This is a genomic window from Streptomyces sp. 12E (genome assembly GCF_055633275.1).
This window is the reverse complement of record NZ_JBVNCJ010000001.1, coordinates 124,388-140,972: the sequence shown is the minus strand read 5'-3', so window position 1 is coordinate 140,972 and position 16,585 is coordinate 124,388. Positions and strand designations below refer to the sequence as shown.

10 protein-coding genes and 5 pseudogenes are annotated in these 16,585 nt (G+C 71.8%); 9 read left to right on the top strand and 6 right to left on the bottom strand.

Annotation, left to right across the window (positions count from 1 at the left end; all coding sequences use genetic code 11):
- Nucleotides 1-57 precede the first annotated feature (57 nt).
- From ACZ8ZB_RS00745 to ACZ8ZB_RS00715, 7 genes and pseudogenes are all read left to right on the top strand, one after another.
- Nucleotides 58-4,581: a hypothetical protein gene (locus ACZ8ZB_RS00745; protein ID WP_470735769.1), complete on the top strand. Its 4,524-nt coding sequence runs from the start codon at nt 58-60 to the stop codon at nt 4,579-4,581.
- 3 nt (nt 4,582-4,584) lie between these two features.
- Nucleotides 4,585-6,249, top strand: a complete 1,665-nt coding sequence (locus ACZ8ZB_RS00740; RefSeq protein ID WP_470735768.1) for a hypothetical protein — start codon at nt 4,585-4,587, stop codon at nt 6,247-6,249.
- Between the two features lie 221 nt (nt 6,250-6,470).
- A pseudogene (locus ACZ8ZB_RS00735) lies at nt 6,471-7,273 on the top strand (IS5 family transposase).
- A gap of 387 nt (nt 7,274-7,660) precedes the next feature.
- Entirely contained in the window at nt 7,661-8,194 is a 534-nt protein-coding gene (locus ACZ8ZB_RS00730) for a pyridoxamine 5'-phosphate oxidase family protein (protein ID WP_470735767.1), read from the top strand.
- Nucleotides 8,076-9,317: a hypothetical protein gene (locus tag ACZ8ZB_RS00725; protein WP_470735766.1), complete on the top strand. Its 1,242-nt coding sequence runs from the start codon at nt 8,076-8,078 to the stop codon at nt 9,315-9,317. Before ACZ8ZB_RS00730 ends, ACZ8ZB_RS00725 begins: the two co-directional genes overlap by 119 nt.
- Before the next feature lie 337 nt (nt 9,318-9,654).
- Nucleotides 9,655-10,581 (top strand): RNA polymerase sigma-70 factor, encoded by a 927-nt coding sequence (locus ACZ8ZB_RS00720; RefSeq protein ID WP_470735765.1) that lies wholly within the window; start codon nt 9,655-9,657, stop codon nt 10,579-10,581.
- Nucleotides 10,582-10,763: 182 nt separating this feature from the next.
- Nucleotides 10,764-10,928: pseudogene (locus ACZ8ZB_RS00715) on the top strand (IS6 family transposase); the annotation flags it as partial.
- Between the two features lie 91 nt (nt 10,929-11,019).
- Here the strand turns inward: ACZ8ZB_RS00715 and ACZ8ZB_RS00710 are convergent.
- Nucleotides 11,020-11,334, bottom strand: coding sequence for a hypothetical protein (locus ACZ8ZB_RS00710; RefSeq protein ID WP_470735764.1), 315 nt, complete (start codon nt 11,332-11,334; stop codon nt 11,020-11,022).
- On the opposite strand from ACZ8ZB_RS00710, the gene ACZ8ZB_RS00705 reads away from it, so the two are divergent.
- Nucleotides 11,333-11,872: a hypothetical protein gene (locus ACZ8ZB_RS00705; RefSeq protein WP_470735763.1), complete on the top strand. Its 540-nt coding sequence runs from the start codon at nt 11,333-11,335 to the stop codon at nt 11,870-11,872. The two genes, ACZ8ZB_RS00710 and ACZ8ZB_RS00705, sit on opposite strands and share 2 nt — an antisense overlap.
- A gap of 26 nt (nt 11,873-11,898) precedes the next feature.
- On the opposite strand, the pseudogene ACZ8ZB_RS00700 reads toward ACZ8ZB_RS00705, so the two are convergent.
- Nucleotides 11,899-12,158: pseudogene (locus ACZ8ZB_RS00700) on the bottom strand (transposase); the annotation flags it as partial.
- A gap of 114 nt (nt 12,159-12,272) precedes the next feature.
- Between ACZ8ZB_RS00700 and ACZ8ZB_RS00695 the strand changes: the two are divergent.
- On the top strand, nt 12,273-12,650 hold the full coding sequence (locus ACZ8ZB_RS00695; RefSeq protein WP_470735762.1) for a peptidase inhibitor family I36 protein: 378 nt from the start codon (nt 12,273-12,275) through the stop codon (nt 12,648-12,650).
- A gap of 23 nt (nt 12,651-12,673) precedes the next feature.
- Here ACZ8ZB_RS00695 and ACZ8ZB_RS00690 read toward each other — a convergent pair.
- The 4 genes and pseudogenes from ACZ8ZB_RS00690 to ACZ8ZB_RS00675 form a co-directional block, all read right to left on the bottom strand.
- Nucleotides 12,674-12,889: pseudogene (locus ACZ8ZB_RS00690) on the bottom strand (IS630 family transposase); the annotation flags it as partial.
- A gap of 69 nt (nt 12,890-12,958) precedes the next feature.
- Nucleotides 12,959-14,106, bottom strand: a pseudogene (locus ACZ8ZB_RS00685) (IS3 family transposase).
- A 417-nt stretch (nt 14,107-14,523) separates the two neighbouring features.
- Nucleotides 14,524-15,543, bottom strand: a complete 1,020-nt coding sequence (locus ACZ8ZB_RS00680) for a pectate lyase family protein (protein ID WP_470735761.1) — start codon at nt 15,541-15,543, stop codon at nt 14,524-14,526.
- 14 nt (nt 15,544-15,557) lie between these two features.
- Nucleotides 15,558-16,580, bottom strand: a complete 1,023-nt coding sequence (locus ACZ8ZB_RS00675) for a pectate lyase family protein (RefSeq protein ID WP_470735760.1) — start codon at nt 16,578-16,580, stop codon at nt 15,558-15,560.
- Nucleotides 16,581-16,585 lie beyond the last annotated feature (5 nt).

Genomic DNA, 16,585 nt, shown 5'->3' with positions numbered 1-16,585 from the left:
GGCGCGCTCGGCGCCGGCCCCCCTTCTTCTTTCCGCACGCACGTGATCGGACGTGAGATGACCACGCCAACGCCCGCCTGGGAGCTCTCCACCACACACCCCGTGGTGCTGCTGCCCGTCCGGCTGGAGACCCGGTTCACCGCCGGTGAACTGCTCGTCCGGATCTACCCGGACGAGATCCACATCGACACCCACGAGGCGGCGCTCACCGCCGACGAGCAGATGCGAGGCCGCACCTACTGGGAGGGGGTGTGGAACGCGCGCGGCGACGCCGCCGCCGAGGAGGCCGCGTGGGCGGCGCTCGCCGACCGCTTCGGCGCCGAACGGGCCGGCTGGATCGCCCGCCGGCTCGAACCCGTCAACGGACAGTCCCAGCCCGCCCCGGGCGGCCCCGACACCGCCCCGGTCTTCCCCGCCGTGGAGACCCGGCAGGCGAGCTGGACCCGCCGCCCGGTGGCCCGGGCCCTGCCCACCCGCTGGTACGTCCTCGGGCGGCCCCTGGATCCGGCCGCGCCCGTCGTCACCCGGGTCACCTCCCGTGTCGGCGGCCCGTCCGGCGGCGCCGTGCTGCCGGCCGGCCCGTCGCCCACCGCCCCGGTCCCGGCCGACCCCGCCGCCCCGCCCGTGGACGACGCCATCCGCTGGATGACGGACTTCGCCGCCGCCGAGGCCGCGGGTATGGCCGTACGGCTGCCGCGCGGCACCGGCTACGCCCGGCTGCTCGTGTACGGCGTGCGCGAGGAGCAGCCGCACACCGCGACCGCCGAGCTGAGCGCCCTGGTCGAGGCCCAATACCACACCCGGGGCCTGGCGTACGTCCCGCCGGGCGCGCCGTCGAACAACACCGCGACCACCGGGTCCGCCTACAGCCGAGGCGGCCCGGAGGAGCGGGCGGCCTACCGCGTCCGCCCCCGCCCCGCACCGCCGCGCACGGACACCGACGCGGCCGCCCTGGCCACCGCCCTGGGCCTGCCCCTGGTCGGCGGCCAGGGCGGGCGCCCCCTGCCGCTCGCCCTCGCCCTCGGCGCCCAGCGCCGCGACCAGGCCGCCGCCCGCGACATGGCCACCGCCCTGTGGGGTGCCACCTGGGGCTACTACCTGGAGCAGTTCGGCGAGGGCCGCTTCCCCGAGGCGAAGGTGCGCGCCGTCCGCGAGCACGTGCGCCGGTACCTGCGCCCCGGCGGCCCGCTGCCCGCGCTGCGGGTCGGCGACCAGCCCTACGGCGTGCTGCCCGTCCTCGCCCTGGACCGCTGGGCGGACGCGGACGACACCGCGCTGGGCGCCATGCGCCTGGACCCGGCCCTGCCCCGCTTCCTGCGCACCCTGCGCGACCGGATCTGGGCGCCGAGCGCGGCCGACCCGAAGGCCGTTCCCCGCGTCACCCGGAACACCACCGGCCAGGACGCCATCGCCGACATCCTCGGCATGGCCCCCCACGCCCGCCGCGTCCACGGCCGCAGCGCTCTCGGCAAGGAGTACATCACCGCCCTGTGGCGGTACGGCCCGCTCTCCCTCAACGACGAGTGGGGCACCGAGCTGGCCGCGCGGATGCGCGAGCTGGCCGCCCGGCTCGGCCTGCCCGACTGGGAGCTCGGCCCGGGCCGGGTGCTGTACGCGAAGAAGGCGTGGCCGCTGGACCGCCCCTGGATCACGGCGCCCGACGGCACCCCGGGCGGCGCCCCCGCCCAGTACCTCGACGCCCTCGCCGACCCCCTCAACGCCCCCGCCTGGGCTCCGCGCGTCCCCGTCCCGGGATACCGGCAGGGGCAGCCCTGGTCGCGCTGGTGGCACGACCTCGGCGTGGTGGGCCCGGAGGGCCCTGACCCGGCCAACGGGCCGAGGACCCCGCTGCTGTACCAGCTAGCCCGCCACTCCCTGCTCGCAGAGTTCGCCCGCGCCGTGGACCTGGTGCTCGGCACCAGCCTCGCCGAGCGGTGCGAACCCGAGGTGATCGACACCGACTTCCCGGCCATCACCGAGACCGTGTGGCGGCGCGCCGGCCGCAACCTGCCCGCCGAGAACGCCCTGGTGGGCGAGTACCTGTGGAGGCCGGAGGCCAGGGCCAGGCCCGAACTGGCCCCGCTGTACGAGACGACGGACGCCCTCAAGGCGCTGGCCACGCTGCCGGACGGCGACCTGGAGCGCCACCTCGCCCAGACCCTCGACGCCACCTCGCACCGGCTGGACGCCTGGATCACCTCGCTCGCCACCCGGCGGCTCGCCTGGCTGCGCCGGGGTGACCCCGGGACCGCCCCGGGCAGTCACGTCGGCGGCTACGGCTGGCTGTTGGACGTTCGGCCGCGCACCCCGGCGGGGACCCAGGGCCCGCACGCGGCCGGGGACACCGCAGGTCCGGTCCACGCCCCGTCCCTGGCCCAGGCCGCCACCGCCGCCGTCCTGCGCGCCGCCCAGCGCGGCCACGGCGACCGACCCGACGCGCCCACCGCCGTCGACCTGCCGTCGGCCCGCACCCGCGCCGCGGCCTGGCTGCTGGACGGCGTCCGCCGGGGGCAGCCGCTCGGAGCGCTGCTCGGCTACCGCTTCGAACGGGCCCTCCAGGACCACCCGTCCGGCACCCTCGCCTCCTGGACCGACCGCTTCCGGCAACTGGCCCCCACCACCGCCACGCATGTGGACCACGACGACACGGTCAGCGAGTCCGTCACCGCCCGCGACGTCTCCGACGGCCTGCGGCTGCACCGCCTGCGCGCCGAGGGCCGGCTCGACCTGGTCGATGACGTGGGCGTCCCGGCGGATTCGGCCGACGAACTCGCTTATCTGACGGAGGTGCTGGACGGCCTGGACGACACCGTGGACGCGGTCGCCGACGCCCTGCTGGTCGAGGGCGTGCACCAGGCGGTGCAGGGCAACCCGCTGCGCGCCGGCGCCGTGGCCGATGCCCTGGCGGGGGGCGAGGCCCCGCCGCCGGAGCTGGAGTCCCTGCGCACCCCGCGCGGCGGCGACGCGGTCACCCACCGGGTGCTGGTCCTGCTGCCCGAGTCCGCCCCGGCGGCGCCCGCCGGCTGGGTCACCGACGCCCGTACCCAGTCCCGCGCGCTGGCCGAGCCCGCCCTGAACGCCTGGCTCACTACGCTGCTGCCCGCCCCGGCGGCCGTCACCTACCGGGTGCGCGACGTCCTCGGCGGCGTTCGCCCGGTCCCGCTCGCCGGGCTCCCGCTGTCCCCGCTGGACTGGCTCGTCATGGGCACCGAACCCGAGGCGCTGCCCGGCTCCGACCTCGAACGCCACCTGCTGCTGCACGCCGAACGGCTCGCCCGCCCGGACGAGCTGTCACCTGCCGCGGGGTCACCACGGCCCGCCGAGCCGCTGCCCGGTGCCGCGCCAGACGGGACCGGCGCCGCCGCGCCGCGCCCGGTCGCCCTCGCGGAGGACAACGAGGAACTGCACCGTCTCCTGGAGACCGTGCGCGCCGCGCGCGACCTGGTGCGCGGCGCGCGCCCGCTGCGCCCTGCCGACCTCAGCCTCCCCGAGACCGTCGACCCCGCGGCCCCGGAGCCGCAGGACCCCGCCCTGCCGCCGCGCGCGACCGCCGTGCGCGCCCTGGCCGGCGACGCCGCGCTGGACCTCGCCGACGGCGCCGCCGACCGCCGCCACCGCGGCCTCCTCGCCGCCGGCCTGCTCGGCATCCCCGCGGCCGTCCCCCCGCCGCCGCCCCGTCCCGGCGCACCAGCGGCCGAGACGGAGGCGTACACGCGCGAGCTGGCGGGCCTCGCGGCCACCGTCGCCCCCGTGCTGGCCCAGCGTCTCGCGGCAGCCGACGCGCTGGCAGCGGCACACGACCAGAGGGCCCTCACCGACCAGCAGTGGGCCGAGCGGACCCTGACCGCCCTCCTTGGCGAGGACCTGGTCCTGCTGCCCTCCTTCTCCGGCCCAGGACCCGGGCCGCTCACCGAGTCGCTCGCCGACGCCGGCACCTTGCTCGACGGCGACCGCCACGCCCCCGTCACCTGGCTCACCCGGCTCGGCCGGGTCAGGCGCGGCGTTGAGCGGCTGGTCACCAGCCTCGGGTACGCGGAGGCCCTGGGGACCGGTGACGCGCTCACCGCCGTCGTCGCCCAGGCCCCCTACACCAGGTCCCCCGACCCGGCCCGGGCCGAGCGATGGGCTGCCCTGCCCTCGTTCACCGGCGCCAGCCCGGGGCCGCGCCTGTCTCTGGTCCTGCACACCCCCGGCGGTGCCCCCGCGGACCCCGCTGACGTCCTCGTCAAGCCGCTGCGCGGCCTGGTCGTCGACGAGTGGACCGAGGTCGTGCCCAGGACCCGGCAGACCACCGGCGTCGCCCTGCACATCGAGGCCCCCGACGCCGCGCCCCCGCAGGCCGTGCTGATCGCCGTCCCGTCCGACGCCTCGCCCACGTGGACGCCGGAGCTGCTCGGCGCCACCGTCGAGGCCGCCCTCGACCTGGCCCAGTTGCGCGCCGTCGACTATGAGGCGCTGCACCCGGACAGCCCCGACGCCGTCGCCGACATCGGCCAGCTCGCCCCAGCCGCCCTCCTCGCCATGAACACCAGTTTCGAGGACGCGGTCGCCACCGACTTCACCCGCGGCATGGAGAGGTAACCCATGGCTTCCATCACGAGCTGGACCCGGCTCGAACCCCGGGCCCGCACCCGTGACCTGCGCCCCTCGCTGGAGGCCCAGGTCCACGACCCCGCCTGGATGCTGGCCCGGCAGTGGCAGTTCGGCGAGTTCCTCGGCGACGACGCCGGCAGCCCTGTGTGGGTGCGGGTGCACGGCCACGCGGACCGGATCACCCGCTACCGCCCCGGACCCGCCGAGGGCCCCGGCGCCCCCTACGACGGCGCCACCCCGCTGGAGGCGTTGACCGAGGCCGAACCCGGTGGGCCGGGCTCCATCGCCGACGACCTGCGCGCGGGTGCCGAGGCCGGGCAGCACATGGTGCGGCTGCTGCGCGCCTCCCCGGTTCCCGCCGAGAGCGTCGCCGCCGCCGTGGCCCGGATGCTTGCCGATCACCCGCTCACCCTGCCCGAAGGCGGCACGGACGACCCGGCGACGCACCGTTACCTCGCCGTCATGCGCGGCCGGGTCCCCGACGGCCACGGCATCGCCCGGGTCCTGCGCGCCGCCCCGCCCGGCACCACACCGCTGTGGGGCCTGCCCACGACGGCCATCCCCGTCCTGCGGACCTGGCTGGGCTGGTACGACGCGCGCCACCTCACCGCCGCCGACACCACCGGCACCTGGGACCCGCGGCGCCTGGAGCACCGTTTCTCCGTCGGCATCAGCGAGGGCGGCGCGGAGACCACCCTGGCCGCGCCCGCCTACCAGAGCGGCACCCTGGACTGGACCGACTTCACCGCCGGCGGGCCCACCGGCCTCGCCCCCACCGCCGCCCGCGAAGAACTGCTGAGCACCACCTTCCCCACGCCCCTGCGCTACCCCGGCATGCCAGCGCGCCGCTACTGGGAGTTCGAGGACGCCCGGGTCTCTTTCGGCGGCGTGGAAGCCGCACCGTCCGACCTGGGCCGCATGCTGGTCGCGGAGTTCGCCACCGTCTACGGCAACGACTGGTACCTCGTGCCGCTGGAGGTGCCGGTGGGCTCGCTCACCACGCTCACCGCGGTCGTCGTCGGCGACACCTTCAGCTCCGAGCTGGGCGCCACCCAACTGCCCGCCCCGGGCGAGGGGGCGGGTGACGAGCACTGGTCCCTGTTCCAGCTCAGCACCGAGGACGGCGGACGGCGCCCCGGCCTGTTCGTTCCGCCCGTTACCGCGGGCACCCTCGACGGCGACCCGGTCGAGGAGGTGCTGCTCGCCCGCGACGAGGGCGCCAACCAGGCCTGGGCCGTGGAACGCCTCATCACCACGCCCCTCGGCGCGGCTCTGGACCGCACCGGCACGGCCGCCCCCGTGCCCCGCCCGGTCCCGGCCACGCTCACCTACCGGCTGGCCACGGACGTGCCCGCGAACTGGCTGCCTCTCGTCCCCGTTGAGGCGGGCCCCGGTGCCCACCGTCTGCGCCTATCCGGGCTGAACGCCCCGGACGGCAGCCCTCTCGTGCCCCTGGGCCGTCTCCTGAATCCCTGCCTGCCCGGCCCCTACGAGCTGTATGCCGAGGAGGTCCCGCGCGAGGGCGTCACCGTCACCCGCACCGTCCGTCACACCCGAACCGCCAGCGGCCGCACCCTCGTCTGGACCGCGCGCCGAGCCCGTCCGGGCCGAGGTGAGTCCTCCTCCGGCCTGCGCTTCGACCGCCTCGAAGGCTGAGCCCCGCCGGACGGGCTGCGGGGCAGCCGTGTCCTGTCCCGGCCACCCGGCTCGGCGGGAGTGCTGATTACGTGACAGAAATCCGTTTCGGGCGCGCGCGTCGCCGCCCGCCCGGGTGACGTCCGGTGCGGCGGCCACGCGGGACCTCCCTGGGCCGACTGACACCTGACGATCCGCGGAGCGTTTGGAAGTCGTCTCATTTGGGCTCGTAATCTTGAGGCATGACGATCGTGGAGCGGCTGGTCCCGGACGGGTTGTGGGAGTTGTTCCAGCGGGTGGTACCGCCCGCACCGACGCGCCCGCAGGGCGGTGGGCGGCGCCGGTACGGCGACCGTGAGGTGCTGGCGGCGATCGTCTTCGTGGCCACCTCCGGCTGCACCTGGCGGCAGTTGCCGCCGGTCTTCGGCCCGTCGGGGCCGACCGCGCACCGGCGCTTCACCGAGTGGAGCGCCGCCCGGGTCTGGGCGAAGCTGCATCGCCTGGTCCTGGACGAGCTGGGCTCGCGCGGGGAGCTGGACTGGTCGCGGTGCGCGATCGACTCGGTGAACGTGCGGGCCCTGAAAGGGGGGACCTGACAGGTCCGAATCCTGTCGACCGGGGCAAGAAAGGCTCGAAGATCCACTTGATCACCGAGCGGACCGGTCCGCCCCTCTCGATCGGGATCTCCGGCGCGAACCTCCACGACAGCCAGGCACTCAAGCCCCTCGTCCGCGGCATCCCGCCGATCCGCTCCCGGCGCGGCCCGCGCAGACGGCGGCCCGCCAAGCTCCACGGCGACAAGGGCTACGACTACGACGACCTGCGACGATGGCTCCGCAAGCGGGGCATCCGGCACCGCATCGCCCGCAGGGGCGTCGAGTCCTCCACCCGGCTCGGCCGACACCGCTGGACCATCGAACGAACCATGTCCTGACTGGCCGGCTGCCGCCGCCCGCACCGCCGCCACGAACGCAAGGCCGAACACTTCCTCGCCTTCACCGCCATCGCCCGCACCCTCATCTGCCACCGCAGACTCGCCAAATGAGACAACGTCTAAGCAAGGGCATCACCACGATTCTCTTATCCGCTGCGGTCCGACGGCGTTGAGAGCACTGCCGGGGGAGGGGGAAGAGCAACGCACGGTGCCGGGCCCTCGGTGCCGGGACGGCTGGTGCCGCCGACCGGCGGCTACCCGCCCGCTCGCCATCCAGCTCGACGCGCCGCAGGCGAACTCCGCGGTCATGAAGCGTCGTCTCGATCCGCGGACAGGAGGGTCAAGAAGTAACCTACGCGCGTAGACCACCCCGATGGCAGGGTGCAGAGGACACCGCAAAAAAATACGACAGAAGATGTCGGGTTTTGTGGAGACAGTGGGGGCGCCGGTCGGTGCCGTGGTGGCGTGGGCCGGGACGACGGACAGACAAGGACCCTCATGCGTGAGACACCCAACGATCTCCACCGGCTCCAAGCCCTCCTCGACGCCTCGCTCGCCCGCTCCACGGCGCACCTGCGGTCGATCATCAGCAGCGAGCGCACGCTCACCGCCGAACAGCTCACCGGTGTGCTCACTGGCATGTGCACGCTTGCGCTGTCCACCGTGACGGCGAAGGGCGAGCCGCGGGTCAGCGGCGTGGACGGGCACTTCTTGCACGGCAAATGGCACTTCGGCACCGCGCGCGGCGCAGCCAAGGCCCGGCACCTCGCCGCCCGGCCCGCCGTCAGCGCCGCGCACATGCGCGGGGAGGACCTGGGCGTGTTCACACACGGCACCGCGGAGGTCCTCAACCCCCGAGACGGCGAGCCGGCCGCCGACTGGCCGGACCTGCTCGCGTACTTCCGGGACTTCTATGGCGACGACGCCTTCGACTGGGACAACGACGTGGTCTTCTACCGACTGCACCCGCAGTGGATGGCCGTGTTCGCCCCCGACCTCGCCAAGCTCGGTGGGAAGGCGGACAAGGCGTGACCCCGCCCGTGCCAGACACGCGCATGCCGGCCCCACACGCTGCTCCCTCTTCGAAGGCGCCTCCCCCTGGTACGCCAAATGGCGGTCCGGAGAGCACATGTTCGTCCCCGCACTCGCCGTCAAACGCGACGTGGACCTCGACCGCCCCTGGCAGTCGCTGCCCGCAGCTTTCCAGCACGAGATCCTGTACGGCACCGGCGGGGAGGCGCTCGAGGCCACCATCGACATCCCGAACAAGAACGAGACAGCTCGTATGACCTACACCCCCAGCCAACCGCTGCGCGGCGCGCTCGCCGAGGTGGAACGAGTGTTCGCCAACGCCCAGACGGCCGACGCCAAGCAGCGCTACCTCACGTACATGCGCAAGCAGCCCTGCGGCGCCTGTCACGGCAGCGGATCCGATCGGGTCGCCCGGTCCGTACGTCTCGGCGGCTTGACCTACCCCGAGCTGCTGGACGTGGATGTACGCGAGGTCTGCCGCTGGGCCGGGCACGTCGCCGACTCCCTCGACACCCGGCAGCGCACCGCCGGCGAGCCCCTGCTGCAAGACCTCGGACGCCGGATCCGCCTCCTGGACCGGCTTGGCCTGGCCCACCTGCAGCTGTCCCGCAGCGCCGCCACACTGTCCGGCGGCGAGTTGCAGCGCACCCGGCTCGTCGCTCAGCTCGGCACCGAGCTGAGCGACGTCGTCTTCATCCTGGACGAACCCGGCGCCGGGCTGCACCCGGCGGACAAGAATCACCTCCTCGGCATCGCCTTGGAGTTGCGTGAAGCCGGCAACACCGTCCTCCTCGTCGAACACGATCCCGAACTGATCGCCCGCGCCGACTGGATCGTCGATATGGGCCCCGGCGCGGGCCGTCTCGGCGGCGAGGTCCTGGTCTCTGGCTCACCCGCCCTGGCCGCCGCCAACCCCACCTCGGTCACCGGCCGCTGCCTGGCCGGCAACAGGCCGCGGCTGCGCTGTGCCCCCCGCCCGGTCCGCGATGACGCCGACTGGGTGGAACTGCACGGCCTGCGCGCCCACAACACGGCAGCGGCAGGAGCAGCTTCCTGGGCGCACTCGCCGCGGGCGCGGCGGCCGCTCTCAAAGGCACGATCGCCGACACTGTGCGCGAGGTGACCGGACTGGACGGATTCGGCTGGGTCGCCGTGGTCGACCAGGAACCCCTCGGGCGCGCGCCGCGATCCAACCCGGCCACGTACAGCAAGGCGTTCGACATCGTCCGTAAACTGTTCGCCGCCACCGGTACGGCACGCGCGCGGCGTCGACGTCTCCTGGTTCAGCTTCAATACCACCGGCGGCCGCTGCGAGACCTGCACCGGCTACGGCCGCAGGCTCGTCGACATGCACTTCCTCCCCGACACGTGACATAGGCCACCGACCGTGGGTGTCACAGAGCGGCTGGGGCCGGCGTCTTGTGCGTGACACGGTCGAGAACGAACATCGGGAGCCGACCATGAGCGAGCGCAGCGAGTGGACAGGGAACACAGCCGAGCCGCCCGCTCGTGACAGCCACATGGACTCCGCTACCACGGCGTTCGTCGCCCACCGCAACCTGCTGTTCACCGTCGCCTACGAGATGCTCGGCTCTGCCGCCGACGCCGAGGACGTCCTCCAGGAGACGTGGCTGCGCTGGACGGGCGTCGACCTCCACACGGTGCGGGATCAGCGTGCCTACCTGGTCCGGATCACCACTCGACAGGCTCTGAGCCGGCTGCGCACGCTCCGTCGGCGTAAGGAGTCCTACGTCGGCCCCTGGTTGCCCGAACCACTGCTGACCACGCCCGACGTGGCCGAGGACGTCGAGCTGGCCGACAGCGTCTCGATGGCGATGCTGCTGGTGCTGGAGACGCTCGCCCCGACCGAGCGGGCGGTGTTCGTGCTGCGCGAGGTGTTCGATCTGGAATACGACGAAATCGCAGAGGCCGTCGACAAGAGCCCAGTCGCGGTCCGCCAGATCGCGCACCGGGCGCGGGCGCACGTAGCTGCGCGCCGACCGCGCGAGGTCGTCTCTCCCGCAGAGACCCGCGACGCGCTCGAGGCGTTCCAGCGAGCAATCGAGACGGGCGACCTGCAGCGCCTGCTCGACATGATCGCGCCAGATGTCGTCTTGCTGACTGACGGTGGCGGAATCGTAGAGGCCGCGCTTGCGCCCGTCGTGGGCGCCGACAGGGTGGCCCACGTGCTGGGCAGGATTGACTCCGCAGTGTTGCTGCGGCCGACACAGGTCAATGGCTACCCAGCGCTCACTCTCCGGCTGGGCGGCAAGGTCGATACCGTCCTGGCAGTGCACCTCGACGACGGCCTCATCACTGGGCTCTACGCCGTGCGCAATCCCGAGAAGCTGTCACGCACCGACCGCGAAACCACTGTGAGCCGCTGAGTCATCGGCCGCTCTCCCCGGTAGGTCTCCGACCGGCCGCCGCCGTTCTCAGCGGGTTCCGGCAGGTCACTCAGGCCCTTCTACTACTCCAGTTACAGTTCGCTATCTCTGCTGGTCAGAGGAGCCTTCTTGAGTCTATTCGGCTGCCGTGCCGCCTGGTGCCGGAAGTTCGTGACCTCCACTCCGTGGGCGGAGCCCAGCGGTTTCTGTCCGCGTTCAGCGGCATCTCACCTCACTTCCGGCCCCGCCGCCATCTGATGCCCGCATACCACTACCGCGCCGAAATGACCGTCCGCTTTGCAATCTGGGAGCAGATCACCGGAGTCGCCGGCCTCCCCGCCACGGCCCGAGCACCCGGAACCGGCTCCACCACACCACGACGCACCATCAGACAGCTACCCACCCAACAACGTGACAGCGCCCAACGGACCGGGCAGGTCATCGTCGGCACAGGTCGATGCCGCGCTCGGTGGCCAGGGCCAGCAGGGCGGTGACCGTCGTACCCTCGCGCAGCCGACGGCGGACTTGCCGGCCGTCCAAAACGACATCGAGGGCGGCGGGTCTGATGCCGAGGGCCCGGCACGCCCGCGCGGCCGCGGCGCCGTCCACGCTGAGGGCCCTCATCCAGGTCTCCAGCTCCGGGGAAGTCAGCTTGAGCGCGTCCCAGACGACCGTGCGTTCTCGGAGCTGGTGGTGGCGAAGCCCGGGTGCGAGCCGGGCGATGAGCCGCATCACGCGGGAGCGCTGCGCCATGCTTGAAGCGATCATCGGTGGTCTCGTGGGCGCCGTCGCCGGCCTGCTCGGGACCGTCCTCGTCGTCCGGGACAGCAGACGCGGCCGTGAGTCCGCCGCTGAGGAACGGGCTGCCGCCGCCCTGCTCGCACAGCTCCGCCGCGTCCGTGTGGACCCCGATCTCCTCAAGGATCAGCGGGCCGCGACCGAGTTCCTGGAGGAGTGCATGACGGCAGTCCTCGCCTTCCAGGACCGGGACGTGAGGAAGCGTCTGCGAACCTCCGTCGGCATCATCAGCAGCGCCCCCCCGGTCGCGCGGATGGTTCACGCGGAAGAACACACCTACCAAGCGTACGAGGTCGCCTTCCACGACATCTGGCGGTGCCTTGAGGCCCGTCTCGACCGGCGGAAGCTACCGAAGCCCAGGCAGGAATGGAAGGCCGCAGGCGAAAGCCTCCACGGCTGGCTGGGAGACGCTAGGGACGAGTTCGACGCCATCGAGGAAGCGTGGGACGAGAAGCAGGCAGAGCTCAACGCCCGCCTGTCCGAACCCTACTGAGGTTGAACTCGTGATGTCGCCTCGTGTCAGGTGGGTCGGATGGTCAGGCCGGTCTCCGCGAGGCAGCCGTCGATAGGTGGTTGCGGTACTGGATGTGCCGCAGCCCGCGTCGGACGGTCTGGACGAGGTGTTCGGGGGTGCTGAAGGCGACGTTCGAGAGCCGGCCGCGCCGCAGGAGCGACCAGATCCCCTCGACGGGGTTGAGGTCGGGTGCGTAGGGCGGCGGTTAGTAGATGGTCAGCCAGTCCCGGGTTTCGGCGAACTTGCGCAGGTCGACAGCTTTATGGTTGAACCGTGTGCGTGCGCAAGCCGTTCATGACTGCATGCCCTTGAAGAAGAGGGGCAGTAGGCGGCTGCGCCATGGCCGTGCTTTCACGGGCAACGACGGGAAGAAGTACTCATGAAACTGACGTTCAAGACCTCGGTAGTAGGAGCAGTCCTCGCCTCCACCGCCGTACTGGCGGCTCCGGGAACCGCATCGGCTGATGAACCCGTGACCCGCTGCGAAGAAGGCCAGATCTGCCTCTACGACGGCCACAACCTCACCGGGAGCAACCTGCAGCTCCAGTATCGGGTGGACATCCCCAACCTCGGCTGGGCGTGGAACGACCGAGCCAGCTCGGTGTGGAACCGTGCCGCGGGGCCCGTCTGCATCTACACCGATGCCGACTACCGCGGCTACCACTACACCATAATGCCGGGTGCGAAGCAGGAGCTTCTGTTCCTCTTCGAGAACGCAGTGAGCTCCCTTGAGTACGGCGGCTGCGGGGCCCCCTGAGCCGGCTGACCGACCCGAACCCGCTACTGAATTTGTCGGCGTGATGTCGTCAGGGTGAGTCCGGTTGCGGCGAGGCATCCGTCGATGGTTTCGCTGCGGTACTGGAGTTCGCGGAGGGGGGTGCGGCGCAGGACGTGCATCAGGTGGTCGGGGTCGGTGAAGGCGATGTTGTTCCGGCCCGCGCGTCGGACCGGTGACCAGATGCCTTCGACCGGGTTCAGGTCGGGTGCGTAAGGCGGTTGAGCTGCCCCGAGTTTCGTAGAGTCCGACGGAGTGTCCTGAGTTTGATGGAGTCGTGTCGCTTGGTTTTACGCTACAGGTGCTGCACGTAGTTCGTACTCGACCGGAGTGAGCATCTCCAGGGCCGAGTGCCTGCGCTGGCGGTTATGGAAGATCTCCAGGTACTCGAAGAGTGCCGTGGACAGCTCCAGCCTGGTCCGCCAGCGTCGGCGGTTGAGCAGTTCTACCTGGACCCGGGCCCAGAAGGACTCCATCATCGCGTTGTCCACGCAGTCCCCGATCGAGCCCATGGACGGTAGGAGACCGGAGGCGCGGGCTCGTTCGGTGAACGCCCAGGAGCCGAACTGCACTCCGTGATCGGAGTGGATGATGGTGCCGCCGGGCTGGGGATGGCGGTTGCCGATGGCCATGCTCAGTGCATGGGTGGTCAATGCGGCGGTCGGAGACGCGTCGATGGACCAGCCCACCACTCGGCGGGCGAAGACGTCCAGGACCACAGCGCAGTACACCTTGCCCTCCATCGTGGGGTGTTCGGTGATGTCGGTGACCCACAGCTGGTCCCGGGCGTGACGGGTGAAGTTGCGTTCCACCAGGTCGGCGACCGACGGTGTCTGCAGCCTGGGCCGCCGACGGGCTCGGTTGCCCGGCAGGCCGTGCAGGCCGGCCCGCCGCATCAGCAGTTCCACGGTGCCGTGGTGCGCGTGGATGCCCAGACCCAGGGCGAGTTCGGCGTGCACCCGGCGGGAGCCGTAGGTGCCGCGTGAGGCGGTGTGGATGCCGATGATGGCCTCGGTCAGCCAGGCGTGCCGGACCATGCGGGCCGAGGGCGGGCGGTCCTTCCAGGCGTAGTAGCCGGACTCCGCGACGTGCAGTGCGCGGCTGGCCAGCTGGACCGGCAGGCCCTCGTCAGCCATCACGCGGATGGCTTCGTACCGCCTTTTGGGCGGGTCGCCTCGCCGAGGAGTTCCGCGGCCCGGCGGTGGATGGCCAGCTCGGTCTCAAGCTCGGCGATGCGCTTACGAGCCGTGACCAGCTCAGCCTGATCACTGCTGGTAGTACCGGGGATCTGCCCGGTGTCGATCAGATGCTGGCGGCGCCAGTTGTAGATCGTCTGGTCGCTGACGCCCAGGAGCTGGGCGACCTCGGCGACCTTGCGGCCGGATGCGACAAGGTCGAGGACCCGGCGGCGGAATTCGGGCGGATAGCTGCGGGGCATGGTGGCCTCCGGATGCTGCTGGATCAGTCAATTCTCCAGCAACCCGACTCCATCAGACCCGGGGCAGACCAGTCTCTACCGAACCCGGAGCGGTTCAAACTCCGCGCCTCGATGATCTGGCTCGAGGACCTCCTGCGAACAGCCGATTGATCACGACATCACACAGGCCCTAGTGGAACAGCCGCTCGGTCGGCACATCGCCCTCGTTCTTTCCGGGTCGTGACCCGGCCCGTCCGCTGTGTCTGCAGTCGGTCCGCCTCCGGCTTCGTGAGCACGACCTCAGCTCGGACGCGCCAGGGTGGGCCGTGGCCAGGCCGTCGAGCAGGACGCAGCCGTTGCGCGGCTGCGTGAGGACGCCGGCCGGGGTGTCCCGTACGTGCCTCGTCCCCACGGGACGAGGCACGTACGGGATCCGGCTCAGAGGCCGATGGTGCCCGGGCCCGCGCCGCGCATTACGGCGTCCTTGACGGTCCGGGGGTCGTCGACGGTGTAGTCGTAGTAGTCCGCCGGGTCCTCGACGCTGCCGCCCGTGACCGGTTCACCGGTGTCGCCGACGAAAACGTTGTTCCGTTCGACGATGTTGCCCTCCGGCCCCGAATAGCTGTTGGTCATGGGCTCTTCGACGTCGTCGAAGTAGTTGCCCTCGATGAAGCAGCCGGAGTCCGCGTTGCAGGCGGGGCCGGTGTCGCTGTTGTCGAGGAAGTAGTTGTTGTAGATGTGCACGGGGTCGCCGAAGCGGGTGCGCGGATTGCGCTGCGGGGTGCGGTCGTACCAGTTGTGGTGGTAGGTCACCTTCAGCCGGCCGGTGTCCTGGGCGCTGTTCTTGTCGGAGTGGCCCAGCAGCATGTTCTTGGCGTGGTGGTGGGTGTGGTTCCAGGAGACGGTGATGTAGCTGGAGCCCCGCTTGATGTCGAGCAGCCCGTCGTATCCGGCGGACAGGTCGTTGTGGTCGATCCAGATGTGGTGCGAGAACATCTGGATGTTGATGGAGTCGTCACTGGCGTTCTTGAACGTCAGGTTGCGGACGATGACGTTGTGCACGGCGTTCGCGGGCGGTGCGGTGACGTTGTCGCTCGCCGGGAGGCCGATGTTGAGGCCGCCGCCGGTGATGCCGGAACTCGCGCCGACGCCGACGATCGTCTTGTCGGAGCTGACGTCGTACATGCCTGCGGGCAGCGTGATCATGCCGTCGACGCGGACGGTGCGCGGGCCCTCGGCCCTGACGGCGGCGATGAGGTCGGCGGCGGTGGAGACGGTCACGGTCGGTCCGCCCGCGCCGCCGGTGGTCCCCTTCTGGCCCCATGCGTCGACGCTCGCGAACCCGGTGGGTGCCGACTCCGCCAGTGGGGCAGGGGCCGCAGGGGCGGGTGAGGGGGCGGCGGCCGTGGCGGTCAGTGCGGCCAGGGCCGTGAGGAGGAGGGTGTTTCCGCGGTGCATCGTGTGCCTCCTGGTCAGACGATCCTGCCGACACCGACGCCGGCCGGGACGGTGGTGGGGATGGTCGACGGGGCGTCGAGGGTGTACGTGTAGAAGGTGCGCGGCTCGATCACCGTGCCCAGCGTCTGGGGCGCCCCGGAACCGACGTAGAGGTTGTTCCGCTCGACCACCCGGCCGGGTCCGCTGTCGTCGTAGCCGGAGTAGATCGGGTGGGCGACGTTCTCGAAATAGTTGCCCTCCACCAGCACGCCCGCGTCCTCGGTGGAGGCCACGCCGTAGAGCCGGTTGTTCCGGTAGTAGTTGTTGTAGACGTGCACCGGCTCGGCGAACCGGACGCGCGGGTGGCGCTGGTCGGTGCCGTCGAAGAAGTTGTGGTGGTACGTCACGCGCAGCTTGCCCCGGTCGGCGGTGTAGCTGTCGTTGTGGCCGAGCAGACAGGTCTTGCTGTGGTCGTGGAAGTGGTTCCAGGAGACGGTGACGTAGTCCGACTCCCGCTTGATGTCGAGCAGTCCGTCGTAGCCCTGCGAGAAGTCGCAGTGGTCGATCCACACGTGGTGGGCGCGGTTGGTGACGCTGACGGAGTCGTCGGAGGCACGGGTGAAACGGATGTTGCGGATGATGACATTGTTGCCGGGCCTGGTCGTGGAGCCGAGTTGGAGACCACCGCCGGTGATCTCGGCGGCGGAGCCGACGCCGAGGATCGACTTGTCGGCCACCACGGTGATCATGCCGTCGATCTCGATGCGGCCGGAAACCAGTATGGTCCAGGGGGAGTTGCGGCCCGCGTAGTTGGCGAGCTGGGCGCCGGTGGTCACCGTGACGGTGGGCCCGGCGACACCGCCCGTGGTGCCGGTCAGACCGAGCGCGCTGACGCTCGCGAAGCCGTCGGCGCTCTGTGCCGCCGCGGTGGCGAGCCGGCCCGGGGCGATGGCGGCCCGGACGCGCGGGGCCGCGCCGACGGCCAACAGGGCGGCGGCCGCGGTGGCGGTGGTGCCCGTGAGCAGGCCGCGGCGGGTGATCGGTGGAATTTCTGACACGAGGA

Coding starts and splice junctions, on each gene's coding strand:
- ACZ8ZB_RS00745 (WP_470735769.1), top strand. CDS start 58: ATGACCACGCCAACGCCCGCCTGGGAGCTCTCCACCACACACCCCGTG.
- ACZ8ZB_RS00740 (WP_470735768.1), top strand. CDS start 4,585: ATGGCTTCCATCACGAGCTGGACCCGGCTCGAACCCCGGGCCCGCACC.
- ACZ8ZB_RS00730 (WP_470735767.1), top strand. CDS start 7,661: ATGCGTGAGACACCCAACGATCTCCACCGGCTCCAAGCCCTCCTCGAC.
- ACZ8ZB_RS00725 (WP_470735766.1), top strand. CDS start 8,076: ATGGCGACGACGCCTTCGACTGGGACAACGACGTGGTCTTCTACCGAC.
- ACZ8ZB_RS00720 (WP_470735765.1), top strand. CDS start 9,655: ATGAGCGAGCGCAGCGAGTGGACAGGGAACACAGCCGAGCCGCCCGCT.
- ACZ8ZB_RS00705 (WP_470735763.1), top strand. CDS start 11,333: ATGCTTGAAGCGATCATCGGTGGTCTCGTGGGCGCCGTCGCCGGCCTG.
- ACZ8ZB_RS00710 (WP_470735764.1), bottom strand. CDS start 11,334: ATGGCGCAGCGCTCCCGCGTGATGCGGCTCATCGCCCGGCTCGCACCC.
- ACZ8ZB_RS00695 (WP_470735762.1), top strand. CDS start 12,273: ATGAAACTGACGTTCAAGACCTCGGTAGTAGGAGCAGTCCTCGCCTCC.
- ACZ8ZB_RS00680 (WP_470735761.1), bottom strand. CDS start 15,543: ATGCACCGCGGAAACACCCTCCTCCTCACGGCCCTGGCCGCACTGACC.